Raw genomic sequence first — 21,639 nt, 5'->3', positions numbered from 1 at the left:
TTTTTTTAAGGTTATCCCCTACATTTGTTTTGAACTCATAACATAAAAACTCATGAAAAATCAACATCAAACAAAGAAGCTGGGATTAAAAAAACTAAACATTACCCTATTAACATCACATAAACTATCGCAGATCAGAGCTGGAGAAGTGCCAAGTGCTGCAGTTAATGGATGTGAACATTCTGTATTTGCTGATTGCCGAAGTTTTAATAAACCGCCATGTGGTAATCAAACAGATATTAATGATCTTGTTGCATATAGATAAACATTGATTACAATTGCAATACAATAAGTACTACGTATATATTAATCAAGTAGAAAAAAAATAATCGCCCTGACTTAGACAAGTCAGGGCGATTATTTTTTTAGAGGTTAGTTATTATTTCAATACTTTTGATAGGCTAACCAAAACCAACTATGCGAGCCATCTATCTTACGCTATTGATCTTCTTGTTATCATTTTTTGGGTATGGGCAACAATTTCAAATCCCGGATTCGTTACAGGATAAGAGTATTGATGAACTTGAAAATTTAAGTTATAAGTATTATCCCGATACGCTCAAATACAAAATTCAGGAAATATACGATTAAAGCTATCGCACAAGAGGTCGGTTTTAATACCGCAGAGGCGTTTTCTAAAACGTTCTACAAAAAAACAGGGATATATCCCTCGTATTTTATAAAAAAGCTGGAGGGGTAGAGTTTTGGGTTTGAGTACACACCTGTCACTTCGAGTGCCGCGCTTTTGGGTGTGGTGTATCGAGAAGCATGTTATTATGGATTCCAGCCTACGCTGGAATGACACGTCGCTGAGTGGTTATCATGTTGAGCATATTGACTACTCGTTTGTTATTCTGGCTTACGCCAGAATCCATTATGCCTGTCATTCCGGACTTGATCCGGAATCCACATTGGAGTAATAATTTTGATATGGAATTGCATTTTTACTTAATACACGCCGTCACTTCGAATGCCGCACTTTTGGGTGTGGTGTATCGAGAAGTTATTTATTCTTAAGTTAGTGGTTTTTGTTTTGTTCCTCTGTAGTTAATAAGTTCAATTATCTTTTTTTGAGGTCTTATTCTGTAGATGATGTAATTGTTTTTATCTATGACCGCCTTATGAGTGTGCTTATATTGACTTGTTGAAGGATAGATTTCGGGGTATTTCGCAATTCTTTCTATAAACTCCTTTATTTTAATCTCCAAAGCTTGTATTTCTTTATGAGTCCATTCGGCTTCTAAATACTCTAATACTTTTTCTAATCCTTTTAGTGCCTGTGGTGTCCAAACAATTTTTAACGTCATTTCTTAAAACGTTTCATTACAGTATCATTATCGATATATTCTCCTCGATTTGCTTGTGCTATTCCGGTTTTGATTTCTTCTTGTTCTTCACTATTCATTTCTGTCCACCAATCGGTTTGTTCTTCCTCAAAGACCTTTTTAAGTTTAACCAAAAGTGTTTCCTTTTGCGTTTGCAATAGTAAATGCATCAATTCTAATTTTGTAGCTTCAATATTCATCACACTCATTTTTACATTTATAACAAAGATAACTAGTTTTTGTAAAACTTTAGAAAGTATATCGAGAAGCAATCGAAGGTTTTGTTTGATAGGTGTGTTAACCATTAAAAACAAAAAAACCCGGCACTGTTATCAGGCCGGGTTTAATTTTATTTTATCAATTCACCATTTTTATCGTGAAAATGATATTCTAAATACGTGTAAGCGTCTCTAGGTACAATCTTTACCCATCGTTTATGGTTAAAATACCATTTGGATCGGGTGGATGGAAATCCTTTGGTTAAAAAAGCTGCAATAAAAGGATGCGCACTTAGCGTTATCTTTTTATGATCTTTTTTAATTAATTTTTCTAATTCGACTTTCATTTTTTCTACCAATACTATAGGCGCCTCAACTTCGCCATTTATTCCGTTTGGATCATCCTCTCGGGTTTTGATATTCATTTCTGGTCGAACGCGTTGCCGCGTAATTTGAATCAAGCCAAATTTACTTGGCGGTAAAATTTTATGCTTCGCCCTATCGTCTTTCATCTCTTCTCGCAATTGGTTGAAGAGGGTTCTACGGTTATCTGCATTATTCATATCGATAAAATCGACTACAATAATACCTCCCATATCTCTAAGACGCAGTTGGCGGGCTACTTCAGCTGCACTAATCAGATTTACTTCTAGTGCAGTATCTTCTTGGTTTTTGGCTTTATTAGATCGGTTACCGCTATTTACATCGATTACATGCATTGCTTCTGTATGCTCTATAACCAAATAAGCGCCCTTACTCATAGATACCGTCTTGCCAAAACTTGTTTTGATTTGCCGTTCAATACCATATTTTTCGAAAACAGGTATTTTAGGATTATGAAGTTTTACAATTGATTCCTTTTTTGGAGCAATTTCTTGCAGATACTCTTTGATTCGGTTGCAGAGATCTTCATCATCTACAACAATAGAAGTAAAAGTGTCATTAAATACATCTCTTAATATAGAAGATGCTCTATTCATTTCACCTAGTACTTTTGAAGGGTGATGAGCTTTGTGCAATTTTTTACACATGCTTTGCCATCGTCCCATTAGATTTTCTAAATCTTTGTCTAGTTCTGCTACTTTTTTGCCTTCTGCTACTGTACGTACAATAATTCCGAAACCTTTTGGCTTAATACTTTTTACAAGCCTTTTTAGACGTTCTTTTTCTTCTGAGGATTCTATTTTTTGAGAAATAGAAATTCGATTCGAAAAAGGGACTAAAACAATATATCGACCGGCAATCGAAAGCTCTGAGCTAATTCGAGGGCCTTTGGTAGATATCGGTTCCTTTACTATCTGTACTAATAGTGATTGATTTGATTTTAACACATTGGTAATAGTACCGTGTTTATCAATATCGTTCTCAAAAGGAAAATCCTTAAGAGAATAATTTTTTAATTTACCTGTGCTTACACGTTTTATGAATTTAAGTAATGAAGATACTTGAGGACCAAGGTCATGATAATGCAAAAATGCATCTTTTTCATAGCCTACATTAACAAATGCGGCGTTTAGACCTGGGACAGATTTACGGATTTTGGCAATAAAAATATCACCTACCGCAAAATCACTGTCGTCTTCTTCCTTATGTAATTCAATTAGTTTTCCATCCTTTAATAAGGCAAAATCCGTAGAGGAACCTGACCTAATGATCAATTCGTTGTTCACTCTGATTAGATTTTTATCCCGATAATTATCGAGATGGATTAAACAATTTTTTCACAGGAATTTTTTACAATTCCGTTGAAATAAAACAAAGATACCGGTAGTGGGGTAGTATGTTTTATTTCGATTTCAAAGAACTTAACTTTTTAAATGAAAAAAGTAGTTAGAAACTACTTTTTCTTATGGCGGTTGGCTCTTCTTCTTTTTTTACGCTTGTGCGTAGCTACCTTGTGTCTTTTACGTTTTTTACCACTTGGCATAGTGTATGCTTTTTATATTTATAATTATTTATTTTACTTCTACGTTAGTTTTTACACCTTCTACAAATACTTTTGCAGGTTTAAACGCAGGTATATTGTGTGCAGGAATTTTGATCGTAGTGTTCTTAGAAATATTACGGCCTGTTTTTTCTGCTCTGGTTTTGATAATAAAGCTACCAAATCCTCTAAGGTATACATTATCTCCACTCTCTAGTGAACTTTTCACCTCTTCCATAAAGGTTTCAACCGTTGCCTGAACATCACCTTTTTCTATTCCTAATTTTTCCGAAATTTTTGCTACAATATCTGCTTTAGTCATTATATTACCTATTTAGGGGTTTTTAAATTTTCAAGGGGGCAAATATAAGAATTTAAAATCCAAAATATCAATACTTAAGATGATATTTTCATCTTTAAACGTTTAATTTTGTAAAACTTATAATTTTACTATGATATTTTCTAAAAAACTCATTACGTGGTACTTACAAAACAAAAGATCGATGCCATGGCGAGAAACTAAAAATCCATATCATATTTGGCTTAGTGAAATTATACTTCAGCAGACCAGAGTGGCGCAAGGATTACCATATTATATATCATTTACAGAGGCTTTTCCAACAGTATTTGATCTTGCAAATGCAAGTGAAGAAGAAGTGTTAAAATTGTGGCAGGGATTGGGATATTATTCCAGAGCCAGAAACTTGCATGCCACTGCAAAATACGTTGCAAATGATTTAAATGGCGTTTTTCCTACTACATATAAAGGTCTTTTACAATTAAAAGGAGTTGGAGATTATACAGCGAGTGCAATAGCTTCTATATGTTATAAGGAAGCAGTTCCTGTTGTAGACGGAAATGTGTATCGGGTATTATCACGGTATTTTGGAATCGATACACCTATTAATAGTACAAAAGGAGTAAAAGAATTCAAAGAACTTGCAATAACCTTAATGGATCATGAGGAACCTGCAGAGTATAACCAGGCAATTATGGAGTTTGGAGCACTACAATGCAAACCCAAAAGCCCGTATTGTATTATATGCCCGCTACGAGATAGTTGTGAGGCACTAAAAAATGGAAAAGTAGAAGTGCTACCGGTTAAAATCAAAAAACTAAAAATCAAGAAACGTTACTTTAATTATTTGGTGTTTTTTACAGAAGATAAGAAAACAATTATCCAACAAAGAGTAGGTAATGGTATATGGAAAGGGTTATATGAATTTCCTTTAATAGAAAGTGACGCGATAGATATAGATACGATATCGTCTCACACTGTTTTTAGAGAAATGATAAAAGATAAAGAGTACGAAATTATACCACACCAGGAAGAACCTATAGTGCACAAATTATCTCATCAGCATCTGTATACTCGATTCTATATCATCAAATCAGATATCCCTTCAAAAGTAAACCAGGATCAAAAGATCGTTGATTATGAAGAAATACATGCATATCCCGTTCCTATTCTGTTAGGTAATTTTATAGATATATTTTTTCAGCAGAATTGATATTGAGAAAGATCTAAAACCTAAGTTAAGACGATTGGGGTATCATTTATGTATTAATTTTTTTATTACATTTACTATAAACAAAGTTATTTAAAGCTACTTTGAAAAATAAGAAGTATTAGGATAGCGTTATTTAGTACAGTTTGTCATTTCTTTGCAATGATAAACCAAAACAACAAATCATAAACTAAAATGTCTGGAACATTAAATAAAGTAATGCTTATAGGGCATACGGGTGATGAGGTAAAGATGCATTATTTTGAAGGAGGTAGTTGCATAGGTAGATTTCCTCTTGCTACTAATGATTCGTATGTAAATAAAAGCACAGGAGAGCGTGTAAATACTACAGAGTGGCACAATGTCGTAGTCAGAAATAAAGCTGCAGAAATTTGCGAGAAATACCTTAATAAGGGAGATAAGGTATATATTGAAGGTCGTCTTAAAACCAGAAAATGGCAAGATGAGCAAGGAAAAGATAGGTATAGTACAGAAATACAGTGTACAGATTTTACTTTTCTTACACCTAAGAATGAGAACCAACCTTCTGAGCACAAACCTCAGAATACACCTCAAACGAATACACCTGCTGCCAGTAATTCGCAGGAAGTTTCATCTAATTCACCAGCGACAGAAGACGATGATCTTCCGTTCTGATATGTCTAACTAAACAAAGATAATTTGGACCCTGATCCTGAACCGTTATTTATTTCACTATTTGTTTTTGATTTTATGCAAACCATTAATGTGGTTGTACTGGTAGTGCTGCTCATTTTTTCTGCATTAATATCAGGTAGTGAAGTAGCTCTTTTTTCTTTAACTCCTGCAGATCTTAAAGATGAAGAGAATGCGTCTAAGAATCTTAAGATTGTGTCTAAATTACTAGATAACCCTAAGAAGCTATTAGCTACCATATTAGTAGCGAATAATTTTATCAATATAGCGATAGTGTTGCTTTTTGATACCTTAGGTAAGATATATTTTAGCAATCTTGATTATGTTTGGTTAGGTTGGATTAATGTAAGATTTGTGGTCGAAGTAGGGGTCGCAGCATTCCTGATTTTATTGTTTGGTGAAATTTTACCCAAACTATATGCCAGTAGAAATAAAGTGAAATTTGCCAAATTTATGGCAAGACCTTTAGCAGTTCTGGATTGGATCATTGCGCCGATTAGTATGCCAATGCGTAGTATCACTGTTGGGATTCATAATCGATTAGGGAAACAGAAATCTAATTTGAGTGTAGATCAATTATCACAAGCATTAGAATTAACCTCAGACAAGGATACTACAGACGAAGAGAAGAAAATATTAGAAGGTATTGTGTCTTTCGGAAATACAGATACTAAACAGGTGATGCATCCTCGTATGGATATTTTTGCGTTAAATAGTGCAACTGCATATCAGGAAATTCTTCCTGAGATTATCGAGAAAGGATATTCCAGGATTCCGGTATATGAAGATAGTATTGATAATGTAATTGGGATTCTATATGTAAAAGACCTATTACCTTATATTAATACACCTTCTTTTGATTGGACATCTTTATTAAGATTACCGTATTTTGTGCCAGAGAATAAAAAACTAGATGATTTACTTAATGATTTTAAAGATAAAAAAAATCATCTGGCTATTGTTGTGGATGAGTATGGCGGAACCAGTGGTTTGATTTCTCTCGAGGATATTATAGAAGAGATTGTAGGAGATATTAGTGATGAGTTTGATGATGAAGATTTAATATTCTCAAAATTGGATGATCGAAACTATGTTTTTGAAGGAAGAACGGCTTTAAAAGATTTTTATAAAGTACTGAAACTCGAAAACAACGGCGTTTTTGAAGAAAAGAAAGGAGATGCAGAAACCATAGCAGGATTGTTATTGGAGATTTCTGGGAGTTTTCCGAAACGTGGGGAAATTATCAAAGTAGATCAGTATGCGTTTAAAATAGAATCGTTGGATAACAAGCGAATAAAACAAGTGAAATTGACCATTAACGAAAATGAAAATAGTTAGATTTTTTATAGTGACCAGCGTATGTATGCTATTTTCTTGTGGAGGTGAAGTATTGCCTAAGCCAGAAGGAATGCTACGATTAAGTTATCCTGCTCCCGAGTATAAGGAGCTGGTATTGCCTTGCCCTTATTCTTTTGAAAAGAATGAATTTTCAGAACTTCGTAGAGCCAGAAGAAATAAAAATTGTTGGTATAATCTAGAGTATAAAAAGCTAAGAGCTACAATGTATATTTCTTATTATGAAATTAATAATAACCTGGATTCATTACTTAGGGATGCTCAAAACCTTACTCAGGAACATGTGATCAAAGCAGATGGGATCGTGCAAACACCTTATGCAAATGAAGAAAATAAAGTATATGGTGTGTTTTATGAGGTTTCTGGCGATGCTGCTTCTCCATCTCAGTTTTATGCAACCGATAGTATTCGGCATTTTATAGTAGGTTCTATGTATTTTAAGGTGAAACCTAATTATGATTCTATACTTCCTGCTGCGAATTATTTGCGTAATGATATGAGGTATTTTATGGAAACTCTTCGTTGGAAAAAGTAAAAACTTTAAAATACGTTTATTAATAGAAGTGAAAAGAATCATTTTGTGACAAATTGAAAAAAGTTTAAACCATTTTATAGTTAATTTTCTTCCAAAAGGTATTCTGTGTACTTATAATTTTATCACTTTTGCAACTTACTTCGCAAAAATGCAAAACACAAAACTAAAATGGATATATCTGGCAGTACTCTCTCTGGTTTGGGGTAGTTCATTTATTCTTATCAAAAAATCATTGATCGGACTTACGCCACTACAATTGGGTGCTTTAAGAACGCTATTTGCGGCAACATTTTTATTCTTGATCGGGTTTAGGAGTATGCGAAAAATAGCAGCATCGGATTGGAAATGGATAATCATATCTGCCTTTGCAGGAACATTCATCCCTGCGTTTTTATTCGCCTTTGCCGAGACAGAAATTGATAGTGGTATAGCATCAATCCTTAATTCTACCACACCATTGGTTACTTTGATCCTGGGGATGTTGATTTTCTCTATGCGATTTAATAAAAACCAATTCTTTGGTGTGATTGTAGGGTTAATTGGTTGTGTTGCTCTTATATTAGAAGGAGCTTCGGTTAACCCCAATCAAAACTATTGGTATGCGTTATTAGTGCTTTGTGCTTCGGTATGTTATGCAATAAATGTAAATATCATAAAAAGATATATGCAGCATATCTCGCCTATGGCAATTGCTAACGGAAATTTTGTTGTATTAGTGATTCCGGCTTTAATCGTCTTATGTTTTTCAGATTTTTTTAAAACAGAAGTGATAACTAGCCCAAAAGTACATATGAGCTTGATGTATGTTTCTATACTAGCAATAGTAGGTACGGGTATTGCCAAAGTATTGTTTAATAAACTGGTGCAGATCAGTACTCCGGTATTTGCGACTTCGGTAACCTATACGATTCCTATTGTAGCCATGCTGTGGGGGATATTGGATAATGAGAAATTTACATTTTATCAAGTGCTAGCTTCTGGAGTTATTATCCTGGGAGTATATTTGGCTAATAGGAATAGGTAATTCTCATTCTCATATGTTGCTGTTAAACAATAAATTAACAAGCTTTTAAGGTTAAAAAACTCTTAAATTCCTTACTTTTAAGAGAGAATCCTAAAGAGCGAAACCATGAAAAAATCAACTATTCCTGTTATATATGGACTTCTTATTGCTATTGGACTTATTGCGTATTTTTTAATCCTTTCTTTGATCGGTGTACAAACAGAACCTGTTTTTAGTTTAGGAAATGGTATTATAGTAGCTCTTGGTTTGTACAAAGCCATGAAAAACTACAAGCAGGAAAAAGGAAGTGATTTTGAATATCAAAAAGGATTTATGGCAGGGCTTTTTACTGGGTTTAATGCTACAATTGTTTTTATTATTTTCTTTGCGATCTATGTAACTAATATCAATACTGATTTCTTACCAGAAATGCTGGCGAATTGGAGTTCGCATTATCATGTAGGAGTAGGAATAGTTGTGTTTGTTGCAGCAGTTATGGGGTTTGCCACTACTTTTGTGCTTACGTTATCTTTTATGCAATTATTTAAAGAAAGTTGGAATCCAAAAAAAAATCGCAATTCAAAGCCTGTAGAGGCATAAAATATTTGTCATTTAATTAATTAGCAGTATATTTGCACCCGCCTATTTAAAAATAGGCGCAGTTCTTTATTTATAAAAATAATTAATTAAACGTTACGCTATGTACGCAATTGTAGAGATAGCAGGGCAGCAATTTAAAGTTGCAAAAGACCAAAAAGTATTTGTACATCGTTTAGCAGGAGAAGAAGGAGACAAAGTCTCTTTTGATAAAGTTCTTCTTGCGGCAGATGGAGATAAAGTTACTTTAGGCGCCCCAGCTATAGATGGAGCTCAAGTAGGAGCAAAAATCACAAGACACCTTAAAGGTGATAAAGTTATTGTTTTCAAGAAAAAGAGACGTAAAGGATACCGTGTTAAAAATGGTCACCGTCAATCTCTTACAGAAATTATTATCGAAAGTATAGTAACTTCTGGAGCTAAGAAAACAGCAACTAAAAAAACTGAACCAAAAGCTAAAGCAGAGAAAGAAGTAAAAGCTTCTGCTCCTAAAGCTGAAACTAAAGCAGCCGCTCCTAAGAAAGAAGCAGCAAAGCCAAAAGCTGATAAAGAAGATTTAAGCACTAAGACAGTAGCTGAATTAAAAGACATGGCTAAGGCTCAGGGAATTTCTGGTATTTCTTCTATGAAGAAAGCAGAATTAATTGAAGCTTTACAAGGAAAATAAAAAACGGCAGGTAACCCCTGTAAGTATTAACAATATAAAACCGAAAGAAAATGGCTCATAAAAAAGGAGTTGGTAGTTCGAAAAACGGTAGAGAATCAGAATCGAAACGCTTAGGTGTGAAGATATTTGGTGGACAAGCTGCCGTGGCTGGTAACATCATTGTAAGACAAAGAGGTACAGCCCACAAACCAGGCGAAAATGTATACGCTGGTAAAGATCACACCCTACATGCTAAAGTAGATGGTTTAGTGAAATTTACTAAAAAGAAAGACAATAAATCCTATGTTTCTATAGTTCCATTTGAAGCATAAAGGATCTTTCCTTTGTAATATAAAAAACCCTTTTCTTGTATAGAAAAGGGTTTTTTGTTTGTTATAAGCTCTCTAATGCGTACTTTGGATTTAAGGAATTTTCTGTTTTGACCTCTCAGAACCGAGCGGTTAAAGACTTTTTCCCTATTCTTAAAAAAAAGAAATATATTTATCATCAAATTTAAAAACCTAATCATGAAAAAGTTATTATTATTAACATTGTTAATGACTGTTACCCTTGCTTTTAGTCAAAAAAGAAAAGATCAAGAAGGAAGTATTAAAAATCTGAAAGGTATCACAGCGTATAATTTAGTTTTCGATTACGAAAATCTTAAAGTTGACAAGTTTGATACTGAAGAAGAATTCCTGAAAAACAAAATGGAAAAGAGAGAAGCTAAAGAAGCTGGTAAAGGAGAAAAATTTAAAAAATCCTGGTTTGCTGATCGCGAAAATTTATTTGAACCAAAATATATAGAGTCTTTCAATAAACGTTTTGATGGTGGAGCTGTTAAAGTTGAAAAAGGTTTAGAAGGTGCTACTCATACTATGAAAGTTAAGACAACATGGATTTACCCGGGATATAATGTAGGTGTTATGAAACAGCCATCTAAGGTAAATGCAACAATCATTGTATATGAAACTGGTAATCCTGATAAAATATTATTCTCTACAAAATATTTTAAGGTACCAGGAAGTAATTTTTATGGAGCCGATTATAACTCTGGATACAGAATAGCCGAGAGTTATGCTAAACTAGCTAAGGAAATGGCAAAATATATCCTTAAAAAGGCAAAGTAATATTGGTTAATCTTTGGTATAACTCAAAAATAGAAAAACGATGAATACTTTAATAGCTAAAGCATTATGTTGTATCTTCTTTTTATGTATAACCTTTGATGCAACTTCACAAGATATTCCTAAATACGACTATCTTGAGGTTATTGTAATTCAAAAGGCAAATAATAGAGGTAAGGTAAAAAGAATTAAGGTTGAGGAGCAGACCTCTTTGGTGGGCAAACAAATAACCATTAAGCAATTAGAGGACCTAGAGAGGACTTCAGATTTACTGAATTATATGAATGCCGCTAATTGGGAGTTTGTAGATCGACAATCTATTGTTTCTGAAGAGAATGATCCTGTATGGATGAGTTATATCTTTAGGAAAAAGAAATAATAATACTGCTATTGTTCTAAATAAAAACCCCTTATCGAAAGATAAGGGGTTTCTTGTTTATTTCTAAAATCTAACCGCCACAGCGATCTTTTTTTAGTATCTGTAATATTCTGGTTTGTAAGGCCCTTCAACAGTTACACCAATATATTCAGCTTGATCTTTGCTAAGGTCGGTAAGTTCTACTCCAATTTTAGCAAGGTGTAATTTTGCTACCTTTTCATCTAAGTGCTTCGGAAGCATGTATACCTTGTTTTCATAACTTTCGAGATTAGTCCAAAGTTCAATTTGTGCTAAAGTCTGATTGGTAAATGAATTACTCATTACAAAACTTGGGTGTCCTGTTGCGCAACCTAGATTTACTAAACGACCTTCGGCAAGAAGTATAATGTCATTACCTCCAATATTGTACTTATCTACTTGAGGTTTGATCTCAATTTTCTCGCTTTGCGAATTTAACCAAGCCACATCAATCTCATTATCAAAATGTCCAATATTACAAACAATGGTTTTATCTTTCATTGCTTGAAAGTGTTCTCCACGAACAATATCTTTATTTCCGGTAGTAGTAATAACAACGTCCGCTTTTCCAACAACAGTTTCTAGTTTTTTCACTTCAAAACCGTCCATGGCTGCTTGTAAAGCACAAATCGGGTCAATTTCAGTAATAGTTACTATAGAACCGGCCCCTCTAAACGATGCAGCGGTACCTTTACCTACATCTCCATATCCACAAACAACAACACGTTTACCAGCAAGCATTACATCGGTAGCACGACGAATCGCATCTACAGCACTTTCTTTACATCCGTATTTATTGTCAAATTTTGATTTAGTAACACTATCGTTTACGTTAATCGCAGGCATAGGAAGTGTTCCATTTGCCATACGCTCATATAGTCTATGGACTCCAGTAGTTGTTTCTTCAGATAAACCATTAATTCCTTCTACTAATTCAGGATACTTATCTAACACCATATTAGTTAAGTCTCCCCCATCATCAAGGATCATATTTAAAGGTTTGCGATCTTCGCCAAAAAATAGAGTTTGCTCTATACACCAATCAAACTCTTCATCATTCATACCTTTCCAAGCGTATACTGGGGTACCTGCTTCTGCAATAGCAGCTGCAGCTTGATCCTGAGTAGAAAATATATTACAAGAACTCCAAGTTACTTCTGCTCCAAGAGCCTGAAGTGTTTCTATTAACACTGCAGTCTGGATCGTCATATGAAGACAACCTGCGATACGAGAACCTTTAAGAGGTTGCTCATCTTTATATTCTTCACGAAGAGACATAAGTCCTGGCATTTCTGCTTCAGCTAATTCGATTTCTTTTCTTCCCCAAGCAGCTAATGAAATATCTTTCACCTTGTAAGGAACATAAGGTACAGTTTTGGTACTCATAGTAGTTAATTTTATGTTTATGAAGTGCTTTCTGGTATTTCGCACTAAATTGTTCTAAATTCGTTCCCGAAAAATCGAATAATATTCCTTTTTCGGTTTGCAAAGGTACATAATAACTTTAAGAATTTAAATGCCTCTTTACAAAACTATAACAGTAGATGAAACTACTAATGTGTTGATTTGGAAGATTGAAGAATCTTACGAGTCCCTATGTCAGGGAATAGAATTAACACAACACTGCCAGAATAGAGTAGATAATATGAAATCTGATATGCATCGCAGAGGCTTTATGAGCGTTCGACATCTGCTGGCTGCATTTGGTTATACCGATCATGATCTGTATTATGACGAATTTGGAAAACCACATCTTAAAGATGGAAAACAAATTTCAATTACCCATTCTTATGAATTTGCAGGAATCATAATCAGTGATAAACTCGTTGGAATCGATATCGAAAAACAAAGAGAAAAGATTCATAAAATTGCGCATAAGTTTGTGAATGAATTTGAGAATGATTCTCTAGAAAAACAAAGACTGGATAAGACTCGTGCATTAACTATAATTTGGGGAGCCAAAGAATCTTTGTATAAGTTATATGCAACGGCGGGCTTGAGTTTTGAACAGCATATTTTTATTTCTCCTTTTACATTAGAATATCCATTTGTTTATGGAGCTGTTAATTATAAAGATGAAATAACTCATTATGATATGGCATTTATAGAGTTTGAAGGATTTACCTGCGTATATGCTTTACCAGCTTCAGAAATATGAATTTTATAACCACAAATACATGAATATTTTATGGGAAATATCATACATAAAAAGATAACATGCAAATATCAATAGAATTAACCCTTACCCCTCTTCAAGCTGATTTTGAAGAACATATTATTCGTTTTATAAAACGGTTACGAGCATCAGAGTTTACAGTTTTAGAAAATCCTTTAAGTACTCAGATTTATGGAGAGTATAATAAAGTAATGCCTTTTTTGACTTTAGAGATTAAAAATGCATTTGGAGATATGGATCACGTTTTGGTGTATATGAAAATGGTAAAAAGCAATAGAAGTAATTATGAGCCCCATTTTTGAATTTTTATTTGGGCAGTATTCAGAATACTCCGATTTACACATAGCCCTCGAGATTATAGCGGCACTTTTTGGTCTGTTAAGTGTGATCTTTGCCTGGTTTAATAAGATTTGGGTGTATCCAACAGGTATTATTAGCACTGCAATTTATGTGTATTTATTATTGCAATGGTCATTATTAGGAGATATGATGATCAACGCGTATTATTTCATAATGAGTATTTATGGGTGGTATATCTGGACCCGAAAAGTAGATGAAACACATGTCACTCCAATCGCAAGAACAACTACTGAAGAAAAGAATATATCAGCAATAATTTTTATCATGACCTTGCTTTTTGTGTATGGAGTTTATGTTGTTTTTGATAAGTTGAATGATTGGACGGCCTATATAGATACTTTAACTACGGCAATATTCTTTGTTGGGATGTGGCTAATGGCAAAAAGAAAAATCGAAAACTGGGTTTTTTGGATTATTGGAGATATTATTTCGGTACCGTTATATTTTTATAAAGGATTTACATTTACCAGTTTGCAATATGTATTATTTACGATTATCGCAATTTTTGGATATATCACATGGAAGAAAAGCTTAGACAACAACCCAGCAATTGTATAAAAATAGTATTGTTTGGCCCAGAATGTACGGGCAAAACTACATTATCTAGGCAATTGGCAGCGTATTATAACACCGAGTGTGTTCCTGAATATATGAGGGAATATTTGCAAAGAAAATGGGATGAGACCAAAGAAGTATGTGTATACGATGATATGCTTCAGATTGCAGAAGGTCAAATGAAATTAGAAAATGAAATGGCCCAAAAAGTTAACACCCTGTTGTTTTGTGATACAAACCTTTTGGAACTAAAAGTATATTCAGAAGCATACTATGACGGGGCAGTTCCCGAAACCTTAAATAAAATTTCATTAGAAAATGTTTATGATTTGTATCTTTTGACTTATATTGACATTCCTTGGATTGCCGATGATCTAAGGGACAAACCCCACGAACGAGAAGAAATGTTTTTAAGATTTAAAGAATGTCTTGAAAAACATAATCTTCCATATATCGTCATAAAAGGAGATAAAATATCTCGTTTTGAAAAAGCATTGACACACATTAGCCAACTAATAGAAGATAAAAGTGAATATAACGGATAAAGATATTAAGTTAATTAAATCAAAAGGATTAACGATTGATAAAGTACTCTCACAAATAGAAATTTTTAAAAATGAAATCCCTTTTGTTGCATTAAGAAGTGCAGCAACACTGGATAATGGAATCCTTAAGTTTTCTGAACACTATCACTCAGAACTTACCAAGTTATACGATTCTAGAGTGCCGCACCTTGATACTATAAAGTTTGTTCCTGCATCTGGTGCAGCTACACGAATGTTTAAAGATTTATTTCGGTTTCTTGATAATTATGATTTTAAAAAAGAAAGCCTTAATTCTTATACGAATCATGAAAAAGCAAATGCAATACGTCTTTTTTTAATAGGCCTGGAAAAATTTCCATTCTATGATATAGTTATGGAAAAAGTAAAAAGCGCCTATCCTAAATTTAGATCTTTATCCGAAGGGAAGCAATTGTATATTTTTGTCGAAATGATGTTGAAGGAAAAAGGATTAAACTATGGGACTTTTCCTAAAGGGTTGTTTCCTTTTCATAAATATGACGATAGTATAGCAACCTCTTTTGAAGAGCACTTATATGAAGCAGCAGGTTATAATGCTAACAATAAAGGCGATTCTAAACTACATTTTACCATTTCTAAAGAACATCTCGAAGCTTTTAAGGGAGAATTTGAAAGAATTAAGAAAGAAGTTGAAGAGAAGACTAATACTAGTTTTAGTATTACATACTCATTTCAAAAAACAGAAACAGATACTATTGCAGTAACAGAGGATAATGAACCGTTTAGAAAAGAAGATGGGTGTTTGTTATTTAGACCTGGAGGACATGGAGCGTTGATCGAAAACTTAAATGATTTGGATGGAGATATCATTTATATTAAAAATATAGACAATGTAGTAGTACGTAAATATCAGGATGAAGTTTCGGGATATAAAAAAGTACTTGCAGGTAAGTTAATCGAAATTCAGGACGAAGTATTTAGGATATTAAATGCGATTGATGAAAAGAAACCATCAGAAGCAGAATTAAAGGATATCAAGAAATTTTTAGTGAAGCAACTTAATGTTAGGTTACCATTGGATTTTGATAAGTTTTCTGATACATATAAACTTCAATTCTTGCGAGAATCTTTAAATCGACCTATTCGGGTTTGTGGTATGGTGATTAATGAAGGAGAACCGGGAGGGGGACCATTTTGGATAAAGCGCGAAAACGGAAGATTGGTATTACAGATTATCGAGGCACCACAAATTGATAAAAAAGATCGTAGACAAGAAGAGATTCTTGGTAATGCTACTCATTTTAATCCAGTTGATTTGGTATGTGGTGTACGAGATTATAATGGAAATAAATTTGACCTGCTGGATTTTGTGGATCCTGATGCAGGATTTATTACAGAAAAAACTATGAATGGTAAGATCCTAAAAGCACTGGAACTTCCTGGATTATGGAATGGTGCAATGGCAAATTGGATTAGTGTGTTTGTAGAAGTGCCATTAACTACATTTAACCCTGTAAAAACAGTAAACGACTTACTTAAGTCGGCGCACCAGGTAACTCTTTTTTCGTGAATACTTCAGTAATTATAAATGAACTAAAATTTAAAGCCATTCGAAGTTCTGGATCTGGAGGTCAACATGTAAATAAAGTATCTTCAAAAATAGAGCTAACTTTAGATATTATGACATCTACAGGATTTACCGATGATGAAAGATTAAGGTTAAACCAGAAGCTGTCTTCCAGATTAACCAAATCTGGTGTTTTAGTATTACAATGTGACGATAGTAGAAGTCAACATAGAAATAAAGAACTGGTAATTAAAAGGCTTTTGGATATTCTTAAGGCTAGTCTCCATATTCCTAAGAAAAGAAAACGAACTAAACCATCTAAGGGAGCTATCAAAAAACGCTTAGATAACAAACAAAAGCATTCGTTAAAGAAAGCTAACCGTAAAAAGCCTTCTTTATAAGTGAATTTCTTTTTCCAAAACGTGTAATATTTCTACACTTTTGTGTGGATTCTACATTTTCTACACTTAAATGATTATACATGTAAAAATAATAAAACACTGGTAATCAGATATTTAAATTGTTTTTCCTTCAGACTGCATCTTTGGAACAATTATTACTATTTATTAACTGTAGAAATAATTCAGTAACCCAAAATGAAAAAGTTACCAATGATAGTAGCGATTGTAGTAAGTATCTTTTCGGCACAGGGTGTTGTAGCTCAGGACGAATTAGCCGTTCTAAGTGATGATCTCGAGTTTAGAGATTATGAGTATGAGCAGCAGGAATATACTGAAATCAATATTGTAGAACTGCCATTATCAATCCAAGAAGCAGCTGCCAAAGATTTTGCAGAGTTAAGGATTGTAAAAGCATATATGTCTAAGGATAATACATATAAAATTATCTTACAAGGTAAAGACGATAATACAAAAGTTGTATTTGCAAGCGCTAATGGCAAATGGATAAAGCCAAACGACAATAAATCTTAAATCTAGGGGTAGAAAAGAATATCGTTTTGCAACCAAGGACGATATAAAGTTGTTTAGTGCTAAAAAAGAGACTCAATCCCAAGGGTCTCTTTTTTTATGTTTTTATTCGAACTAAGTATTTTAAATTGTAATTTTATACAATAGCTTTTTTTAGGTAATAAATTTTTAAATATGTCTAAGATACTTATCGTTGAAGATGATGTGGCTTTTTGTACAATGCTCAAGACCTTTTTACAAAAAAAGGAGTATAAGGTCTTTACAGCATTTTCTGGTAATGAAGCTATTCAAAAAATTAAGAAAGACACTTTTGATGTTGTACTTTCTGATGTAAGATTACCTGATAGTGATGGTATTACTTTATTAGCCGAAATTTTAAAACATAATTCGGATACTCAAGTAATTATTATGACGGGTTATGCCGAAATCAATATGGCCGTTAGCGCCATTAAGCAAGGAGCTTTTGATTATGTTTCAAAACCATTTAATCCAGATACTATACTGCATACTATAGAAAAAGCATTATACAAACAAGGAGCTATATCAGACAAAATAGTTAAAGAAAAGGAAACGAGTGTAACATCGCCTAAAATACCAAAAAGAGCTAATAATTCTTTTGTTCGCGGAGTTAGTGACGCTTCCAAAAAACTAAACGAATATGTAGCTCTGGTAGCCCCTACACGTATGTCTGTTTTAGTAATAGGTGATAGTGGTACGGGTAAAGAATATGTTGCAAGTAGTATTCATAAGGCAAGTAAGCGAGCAGACAAACCATTTGTTGCAGTAGATTGTGGGGCTATTCCTAAAGAAATAGCCTCTAGTGAGTTTTTTGGTCATATAAAAGGATCCTTTACCGGTGCTGTAAATGATAAAGTAGGTCATTTTGAGGCTGCAAATAAAGGCACACTGTTTTTAGATGAAATAGGTAATCTAAGTTATGAGTTGCAAGTTCAATTGTTAAGAGCACTACAGGAACGAAAAATCAAACCCGTAGGTAGTAATAAAGAAATAGAAGTAGATATTAGAGTAATAGTCGCTACCAATGAAGATCTTAGTCATGCCGTAAAGGAAGGAGATTTTCGAGAAGATTTATATCATAGATTAAATGAGTTTTCTATCAAGGTGCCACCATTGCGAGATAGAATTGAAGATCTGATGCTTTTTGCGAATCACTTTCTTGAAGAGTCAAATATCGAATTAGAAAAACATGTAGTTGGATTCGCTGATGAAGTATTAGAAGCATTTAAAAAGTACAATTGGCCTGGTAACTTAAGAGAATTAAGAAATATGGTGAAACGATCTGTTCTTCTTTCTCAAAGCGATATGATTACATTAGATGTATTGCCAAATGATATTGCATATGCTCCTCATAATGCAAAACAAACCTATGGTTTGTTTAAAAATCAGAATGAACAAGAGTTGATTCTTGATGCGTTAGAAAAAGCAAATGGAAATAAGGCTAAAGCTGCTAGAATGCTTTTAATAGATCGAAAAACACTGTACAATAAATTAAAACAGTACGATATTAGTCTTTAATTTTCTACCTTTAATTTATCAATTAAATCTTCAATTTTTTCGATACCATCATTTGTTAGATTCAGTATAGCTTTTTTATTGAGATCATATTGATCAGGATGTTCTAGTTTTTCTAGAATAGGAACTACTTCTTTTGCCTTGATTTGTTTAAACATAGGAAGCATTTTATGAGCAATCTTTTTAATATGATAGATATCTTTTTTTCTGATTGTCATTTTTAATTCTTTAACATTGCCAATAGTACTTTCATAAAATGTATCTAGAATTGCATATAGAGAATCAGAATCACCTTGTGCAAAAAGCATTAAATCACTAAGAGAATATTGCTCGTCAGAAAGGTTAAGATCATTCTGAGTTGTCCCATTATAATTGATTAAATCAACACTAAGTACCTTGGCAATAAGGTTAATTAGTTCTGTTGGAGCATATGGTTTTCGTAAACTAGCAGCAAATCCGGCCTCTTGGTACTCCATAAAAGAAGTGTCTGTTCTACCAGATAATGCAACAACCGGTATGTTGGATTGATTTGCATTACTTTTTATAGATTGTAAAAGTTCAAATCCGCCCATTTTTGGCATTTGGATATCGGTGAGTACAAGATCGTATGTATTGGTCTGTAATAATGAGATGGCCTCGATACCGTTTTTACAAATATCATAAGTCAGACCAGCTAATGTAGCTACCTCGCTAGTTAAAGCTAATTGACTTGGGTCATCATCAACAATCAAAACTTTCTTATTTGTAAAATTTTGTATTTCTGAAACTTCTGATTCTTCTTCGGGGATTGATATATCAGACTGTTTAAGAGGGATGTAGAATGTGAATTTACTACCTACATTGAGCTCGCTATCTAATTCAATCTTACCTTTTAAGAGTTTAATTATTTTTTTGGTAATAGCGAGTCCTAAACCAAAACCGCCATATTTTTTCTCGGTATTATCATCTCCTTGAGAAAATTCTTCAAAAATATAATGCTGTTGTTCCTTTGTAATTCCGATTCCTGTATCTTTTACAGATATGACCAATTGTTTTTCTGATAAGCCGTTTTCGATAACCTTACTGTCAATTGTTATAGAACCTTCATTAGTAAATTTATAAGCATTATTTACCAAATTTGTCAATACTTGTTTTATTCTAAAAGGATCTCCTAAATACTGCTTTTTTAATTGACTTTCTGTTATAATCCTGATATCAAGATTTTTCTTGTCATTTATAGGAATAACACTGGAAATAGTATTTTCTATTAATTTTTTTGGAGAGAACGGAAGCTCTTCAATTACCATTCGGCCAGCTTCAAGTTTTGATAAATCAAGAAGGTCATTTACCAGGTGAAGAATATAGTCAGATGATTTCTTTAAGTGATCCAGATAATGTTTTTGCTTATTATCTAGCCCCGTTCTTTCTAATAAATCTGAATATCCAATAACTGTATTTAAAGGAGAACGAAGATCATGAGTAACCGTGTTAATTAAAGACTCTCGTGTTTTTAAAAGAGATTCGGTATATGTTTTTTCGGCTTCGAGTTCATTACGATATTTTTGACTTTTAGAAACATCTTTAGTAATCAAAAACAGAAATATAATTGCTATTAGTAGACTGATGGCTGCGATTACTACAATAATATCGGCGGTATTATTTAAAACTTGATTTGAAGCTTCTAGACGTGCAAAATATTGATTTCTTTCATTACGTTCAATAGAAGCAAGTAAATCTCTTAGTTGTTTTGTAATGATTTGATCTTTTTTGAGAAGATTGTTCTCCTTTAGTGTTATTTCACGTCTAGATTTTTTATCCTTTTGCTCAAGTTCTGCAAGTACTTGTTTTACAGAAGTAGCCAATGAATCTACAGTCTGATTGGTAAGTCGTTTTGCATTATCCTGTTTGGTCAATTCCAAAATATTAATCAGCGCCCTTCTTGTACGAGGGTCATATTTTTTAAATCGGATATCATATTTAGTATATCCACCAAAGCTTTTGTTTACTTTTTCCAGTTCATCAATAGCAGTTTCGTATAACCCTTTTTGTTTTCGTTGCTCATAAATTTTAATAAGCTCTTCGAGGTTTTTATTTTTACTATCAATAAGAAGTTTGATACTATCGATTTTTCGAGTTTGCAGGGTGTCATCAGAAATTTCAGAAACCTGATTAATCGTTTTTAGTATGGTGTCTATTTTGGTTTTATAGGTAATATATTTTTTAACATCAGAAGTCTGAATGATATTTCTTGTTAAACTTTCAGCTTCATATAACCCTGTTATAGTTTCACCAACAAGGAAGAGTTTCTCATTATTTTGATTTTTGATTTCGGCAATTTGGGTATAGTTTCCTAATTGCTGGTAGATAACCCAAAAAGCAGTTACAGCAAGTAAACCTGCAAGTAAGTAACCTGCAATAATTTTAAAAGTAACCGATCTTTTCGTATTCTTCATAACCCTTTTATAACTTCAAAAACCCCAAAGCATTGCTTTGTTTTAGTATAGATTCGACATTACATCAAATAAATGTACAATAAATCAATAAAACACAGTATTTTTGCGCCAAAATCTCAAAGGGGTGCTTTTTAAGTTTTTAACGTAAAAGGCTGAGATCATACCCGATGAACCTGGGCAGGTAATGTTGCCAAGGGACTGTGGAACTAAAAAAGGTACTATGTGCCTAGTTTGTGACATGCGAGATAACAC

The 21,639-nt window shown here is 33.3% G+C and carries 26 protein-coding genes; 20 read left to right on the top strand and 6 right to left on the bottom strand.

Features of this window, described 5'->3' with window-relative positions; translation table 11 throughout:
• Nucleotides 1-52 precede the first annotated feature (52 nt).
• Nucleotides 53-265, top strand: a complete 213-nt coding sequence (locus AAFU52_RS07050; protein WP_024768285.1) for a hypothetical protein — start codon at nt 53-55, stop codon at nt 263-265.
• 152 nt (nt 266-417) lie between these two features.
• Nucleotides 418-591, top strand: a complete 174-nt coding sequence (locus tag AAFU52_RS07045) for a hypothetical protein (protein WP_161635220.1) — start codon at nt 418-420, stop codon at nt 589-591.
• Nucleotides 592-1,013: 422 nt separating this feature from the next.
• Here AAFU52_RS07045 and AAFU52_RS07040 read toward each other — a convergent pair whose 3' ends face one another.
• The 4 genes from AAFU52_RS07040 to AAFU52_RS07025 form a co-directional block, all read right to left on the bottom strand.
• Nucleotides 1,014-1,307, bottom strand: a complete 294-nt coding sequence (locus tag AAFU52_RS07040; protein WP_024768284.1) for a type II toxin-antitoxin system RelE/ParE family toxin — start codon at nt 1,305-1,307, stop codon at nt 1,014-1,016.
• On the bottom strand, nt 1,304-1,525 hold the full coding sequence (locus AAFU52_RS07035) for a hypothetical protein (RefSeq protein ID WP_024768283.1): 222 nt from the start codon (nt 1,523-1,525) through the stop codon (nt 1,304-1,306). The genes AAFU52_RS07040 and AAFU52_RS07035 overlap by 4 nt, the downstream gene beginning before the upstream one ends.
• Nucleotides 1,526-1,674: 149 nt before the next feature.
• Nucleotides 1,675-3,213 carry an Rne/Rng family ribonuclease gene (locus AAFU52_RS07030; RefSeq protein WP_024768282.1) on the bottom strand — a complete coding sequence of 513 codons (1,539 nt, stop codon included), beginning with the start codon at nt 3,211-3,213 and terminating at the stop codon, nt 1,675-1,677.
• Between the two features lie 285 nt (nt 3,214-3,498).
• Nucleotides 3,499-3,789, bottom strand: a complete 291-nt coding sequence (locus tag AAFU52_RS07025) for an HU family DNA-binding protein (protein WP_024768281.1) — start codon at nt 3,787-3,789, stop codon at nt 3,499-3,501.
• A 130-nt stretch (nt 3,790-3,919) separates the two neighbouring features.
• On the opposite strand from AAFU52_RS07025, the gene mutY reads away from it, so the two are divergent.
• The 10 genes from mutY to AAFU52_RS06975 all read left to right on the top strand — a co-directional run bounded on the left by mutY (nt 3,920) and on the right by AAFU52_RS06975 (nt 11,293).
• Complete coding sequence (gene mutY / locus AAFU52_RS07020) at nt 3,920-4,978, top strand: A/G-specific adenine glycosylase (RefSeq protein WP_438425936.1); 1,059 nt, start codon at nt 3,920-3,922, stop codon at nt 4,976-4,978.
• 192 nt (nt 4,979-5,170) lie between these two features.
• Nucleotides 5,171-5,632, top strand: coding sequence for a single-stranded DNA-binding protein (locus AAFU52_RS07015; RefSeq protein WP_024768279.1), 462 nt, complete (start codon nt 5,171-5,173; stop codon nt 5,630-5,632).
• Between the two features lie 24 nt (nt 5,633-5,656).
• Nucleotides 5,657-6,988, top strand: coding sequence for a gliding motility-associated protein GldE (locus AAFU52_RS07010; RefSeq protein WP_438425935.1), 1,332 nt, complete (start codon nt 5,657-5,659; stop codon nt 6,986-6,988).
• Nucleotides 6,975-7,541, top strand: coding sequence for a gliding motility lipoprotein GldD (gene gldD, locus AAFU52_RS07005; protein WP_438425934.1), 567 nt, complete (start codon nt 6,975-6,977; stop codon nt 7,539-7,541). Before AAFU52_RS07010 ends, gldD begins: the two co-directional genes overlap by 14 nt.
• A 148-nt stretch (nt 7,542-7,689) precedes the next feature.
• The gene (locus tag AAFU52_RS07000; protein ID WP_438425933.1) at nt 7,690-8,565 is read left to right on the top strand and encodes a DMT family transporter; all 876 of its coding nucleotides are present in this window, start codon (nt 7,690-7,692) and stop codon (nt 8,563-8,565) included.
• A gap of 105 nt (nt 8,566-8,670) precedes the next feature.
• Nucleotides 8,671-9,144 carry a DUF4199 domain-containing protein gene (locus AAFU52_RS06995; RefSeq protein ID WP_024768275.1) on the top strand — a complete coding sequence of 158 codons (474 nt, stop codon included), beginning with the start codon at nt 8,671-8,673 and terminating at the stop codon, nt 9,142-9,144.
• A gap of 100 nt (nt 9,145-9,244) precedes the next feature.
• Nucleotides 9,245-9,808: a 50S ribosomal protein L21 gene (gene rplU, locus AAFU52_RS06990; RefSeq protein WP_438425932.1), complete on the top strand. Its 564-nt coding sequence runs from the start codon at nt 9,245-9,247 to the stop codon at nt 9,806-9,808.
• A gap of 50 nt (nt 9,809-9,858) precedes the next feature.
• Entirely contained in the window at nt 9,859-10,119 is a 261-nt protein-coding gene (gene rpmA, locus AAFU52_RS06985; RefSeq protein WP_024768273.1) for a 50S ribosomal protein L27, read from the top strand.
• Nucleotides 10,120-10,314: 195 nt separating this feature from the next.
• On the top strand, nt 10,315-10,917 hold the full coding sequence (locus tag AAFU52_RS06980) for a hypothetical protein (RefSeq protein WP_438425931.1): 603 nt from the start codon (nt 10,315-10,317) through the stop codon (nt 10,915-10,917).
• A gap of 40 nt (nt 10,918-10,957) precedes the next feature.
• Nucleotides 10,958-11,293, top strand: a complete 336-nt coding sequence (locus AAFU52_RS06975; protein ID WP_024768271.1) for a hypothetical protein — start codon at nt 10,958-10,960, stop codon at nt 11,291-11,293.
• Between the two features lie 93 nt (nt 11,294-11,386).
• On the opposite strand, the gene ahcY is transcribed toward AAFU52_RS06975, so the two are convergent.
• Nucleotides 11,387-12,697: an adenosylhomocysteinase gene (ahcY, locus tag AAFU52_RS06970; protein WP_024768270.1), complete on the bottom strand. Its 1,311-nt coding sequence runs from the start codon at nt 12,695-12,697 to the stop codon at nt 11,387-11,389.
• A gap of 130 nt (nt 12,698-12,827) precedes the next feature.
• On the opposite strand from ahcY, the gene AAFU52_RS06965 reads away from it, so the two are divergent.
• The 8 genes from AAFU52_RS06965 to AAFU52_RS06930 all read left to right on the top strand — a co-directional run bounded on the left by AAFU52_RS06965 (nt 12,828) and on the right by AAFU52_RS06930 (nt 18,958).
• On the top strand, nt 12,828-13,469 hold the full coding sequence (locus tag AAFU52_RS06965) for a 4'-phosphopantetheinyl transferase family protein (protein WP_024768269.1): 642 nt from the start codon (nt 12,828-12,830) through the stop codon (nt 13,467-13,469).
• Nucleotides 13,470-13,528: 59 nt separating this feature from the next.
• Nucleotides 13,529-13,789 (top strand): hypothetical protein, encoded by a 261-nt coding sequence (locus tag AAFU52_RS06960; protein WP_438425930.1) that lies wholly within the window; start codon nt 13,529-13,531, stop codon nt 13,787-13,789.
• Nucleotides 13,773-14,405 carry a nicotinamide riboside transporter PnuC gene (gene pnuC, locus AAFU52_RS06955; protein WP_024768267.1) on the top strand — a complete coding sequence of 211 codons (633 nt, stop codon included), beginning with the start codon at nt 13,773-13,775 and terminating at the stop codon, nt 14,403-14,405. The genes AAFU52_RS06960 and pnuC overlap by 17 nt, the downstream gene beginning before the upstream one ends.
• A complete protein-coding gene (locus AAFU52_RS06950) occupies nt 14,366-14,947 on the top strand; it encodes an AAA family ATPase (protein WP_024768266.1) in 582 nt (193 codons plus the stop codon). The genes pnuC and AAFU52_RS06950 overlap by 40 nt, the downstream gene beginning before the upstream one ends.
• On the top strand, nt 14,931-16,496 hold the full coding sequence (locus AAFU52_RS06945) for a DUF4301 family protein (protein ID WP_024768265.1): 1,566 nt from the start codon (nt 14,931-14,933) through the stop codon (nt 16,494-16,496). Before AAFU52_RS06950 ends, AAFU52_RS06945 begins: the two co-directional genes overlap by 17 nt.
• Nucleotides 16,493-16,894 carry an alternative ribosome rescue aminoacyl-tRNA hydrolase ArfB gene (gene arfB, locus AAFU52_RS06940; RefSeq protein WP_024768264.1) on the top strand — a complete coding sequence of 134 codons (402 nt, stop codon included), beginning with the start codon at nt 16,493-16,495 and terminating at the stop codon, nt 16,892-16,894. Before AAFU52_RS06945 ends, arfB begins: the two co-directional genes overlap by 4 nt.
• Nucleotides 16,895-17,089: 195 nt before the next feature.
• Entirely contained in the window at nt 17,090-17,425 is a 336-nt protein-coding gene (locus AAFU52_RS06935) for a hypothetical protein (RefSeq protein ID WP_024768263.1), read from the top strand.
• 171 nt (nt 17,426-17,596) lie between these two features.
• Complete coding sequence (locus AAFU52_RS06930) at nt 17,597-18,958, top strand: sigma-54-dependent transcriptional regulator (RefSeq protein WP_024768262.1); 1,362 nt, start codon at nt 17,597-17,599, stop codon at nt 18,956-18,958.
• Here the strand turns inward: AAFU52_RS06930 and AAFU52_RS06925 are convergent.
• Complete coding sequence (locus AAFU52_RS06925) at nt 18,955-21,387, bottom strand: ATP-binding protein (protein ID WP_438425929.1); 2,433 nt, start codon at nt 21,385-21,387, stop codon at nt 18,955-18,957. The two genes, AAFU52_RS06930 and AAFU52_RS06925, sit on opposite strands and share 4 nt — an antisense overlap.
• Nucleotides 21,388-21,639 lie beyond the last annotated feature (252 nt).

The sequence above is a fragment of the Aquimarina macrocephali genome, assembly GCF_051627225.1.
GTDB classification, from domain to species: Bacteria; Bacteroidota; Bacteroidia; order Flavobacteriales; family Flavobacteriaceae; genus Aquimarina; species Aquimarina macrocephali.
This window is presented reverse-complemented; position numbering and strand designations above follow the sequence as displayed.

Excerpts from the sequence above, each read along its gene's own strand:
- AAFU52_RS07050 (WP_024768285.1), top strand. The coding sequence starts at position 53 with ATGAAAAATCAACATCAAACAAAGAAGCTGGGATTAAAAAAACTAAAC.
- AAFU52_RS07045 (WP_161635220.1), top strand. The coding sequence starts at position 418 with ATGCGAGCCATCTATCTTACGCTATTGATCTTCTTGTTATCATTTTTT.
- AAFU52_RS07040 (WP_024768284.1), bottom strand. The coding sequence starts at position 1,307 with ATGACGTTAAAAATTGTTTGGACACCACAGGCACTAAAAGGATTAGAA.
- AAFU52_RS07035 (WP_024768283.1), bottom strand. The coding sequence starts at position 1,525 with ATGAATATTGAAGCTACAAAATTAGAATTGATGCATTTACTATTGCAA.
- AAFU52_RS07025 (WP_024768281.1), bottom strand. The coding sequence starts at position 3,789 with ATGACTAAAGCAGATATTGTAGCAAAAATTTCGGAAAAATTAGGAATA.
- mutY (WP_438425936.1), top strand. The coding sequence starts at position 3,920 with ATGATATTTTCTAAAAAACTCATTACGTGGTACTTACAAAACAAAAGA.
- AAFU52_RS07015 (WP_024768279.1), top strand. The coding sequence starts at position 5,171 with ATGTCTGGAACATTAAATAAAGTAATGCTTATAGGGCATACGGGTGAT.
- gldD (WP_438425934.1), top strand. The coding sequence starts at position 6,975 with ATGAAAATAGTTAGATTTTTTATAGTGACCAGCGTATGTATGCTATTT.
- AAFU52_RS07000 (WP_438425933.1), top strand. The coding sequence starts at position 7,690 with ATGCAAAACACAAAACTAAAATGGATATATCTGGCAGTACTCTCTCTG.
- AAFU52_RS06995 (WP_024768275.1), top strand. The coding sequence starts at position 8,671 with ATGAAAAAATCAACTATTCCTGTTATATATGGACTTCTTATTGCTATT.
- rplU (WP_438425932.1), top strand. The coding sequence starts at position 9,245 with ATGTACGCAATTGTAGAGATAGCAGGGCAGCAATTTAAAGTTGCAAAA.
- rpmA (WP_024768273.1), top strand. The coding sequence starts at position 9,859 with ATGGCTCATAAAAAAGGAGTTGGTAGTTCGAAAAACGGTAGAGAATCA.
- AAFU52_RS06980 (WP_438425931.1), top strand. The coding sequence starts at position 10,315 with ATGAAAAAGTTATTATTATTAACATTGTTAATGACTGTTACCCTTGCT.
- AAFU52_RS06975 (WP_024768271.1), top strand. The coding sequence starts at position 10,958 with ATGAATACTTTAATAGCTAAAGCATTATGTTGTATCTTCTTTTTATGT.
- ahcY (WP_024768270.1), bottom strand. The coding sequence starts at position 12,697 with ATGAGTACCAAAACTGTACCTTATGTTCCTTACAAGGTGAAAGATATT.
- AAFU52_RS06965 (WP_024768269.1), top strand. The coding sequence starts at position 12,828 with ATGCCTCTTTACAAAACTATAACAGTAGATGAAACTACTAATGTGTTG.
- AAFU52_RS06960 (WP_438425930.1), top strand. The coding sequence starts at position 13,529 with ATGCAAATATCAATAGAATTAACCCTTACCCCTCTTCAAGCTGATTTT.
- pnuC (WP_024768267.1), top strand. The coding sequence starts at position 13,773 with ATGAGCCCCATTTTTGAATTTTTATTTGGGCAGTATTCAGAATACTCC.
- AAFU52_RS06950 (WP_024768266.1), top strand. The coding sequence starts at position 14,366 with ATGGAAGAAAAGCTTAGACAACAACCCAGCAATTGTATAAAAATAGTA.
- AAFU52_RS06935 (WP_024768263.1), top strand. The coding sequence starts at position 17,090 with ATGAAAAAGTTACCAATGATAGTAGCGATTGTAGTAAGTATCTTTTCG.
- AAFU52_RS06930 (WP_024768262.1), top strand. The coding sequence starts at position 17,597 with ATGTCTAAGATACTTATCGTTGAAGATGATGTGGCTTTTTGTACAATG.
- AAFU52_RS06925 (WP_438425929.1), bottom strand. The coding sequence starts at position 21,387 with ATGAAGAATACGAAAAGATCGGTTACTTTTAAAATTATTGCAGGTTAC.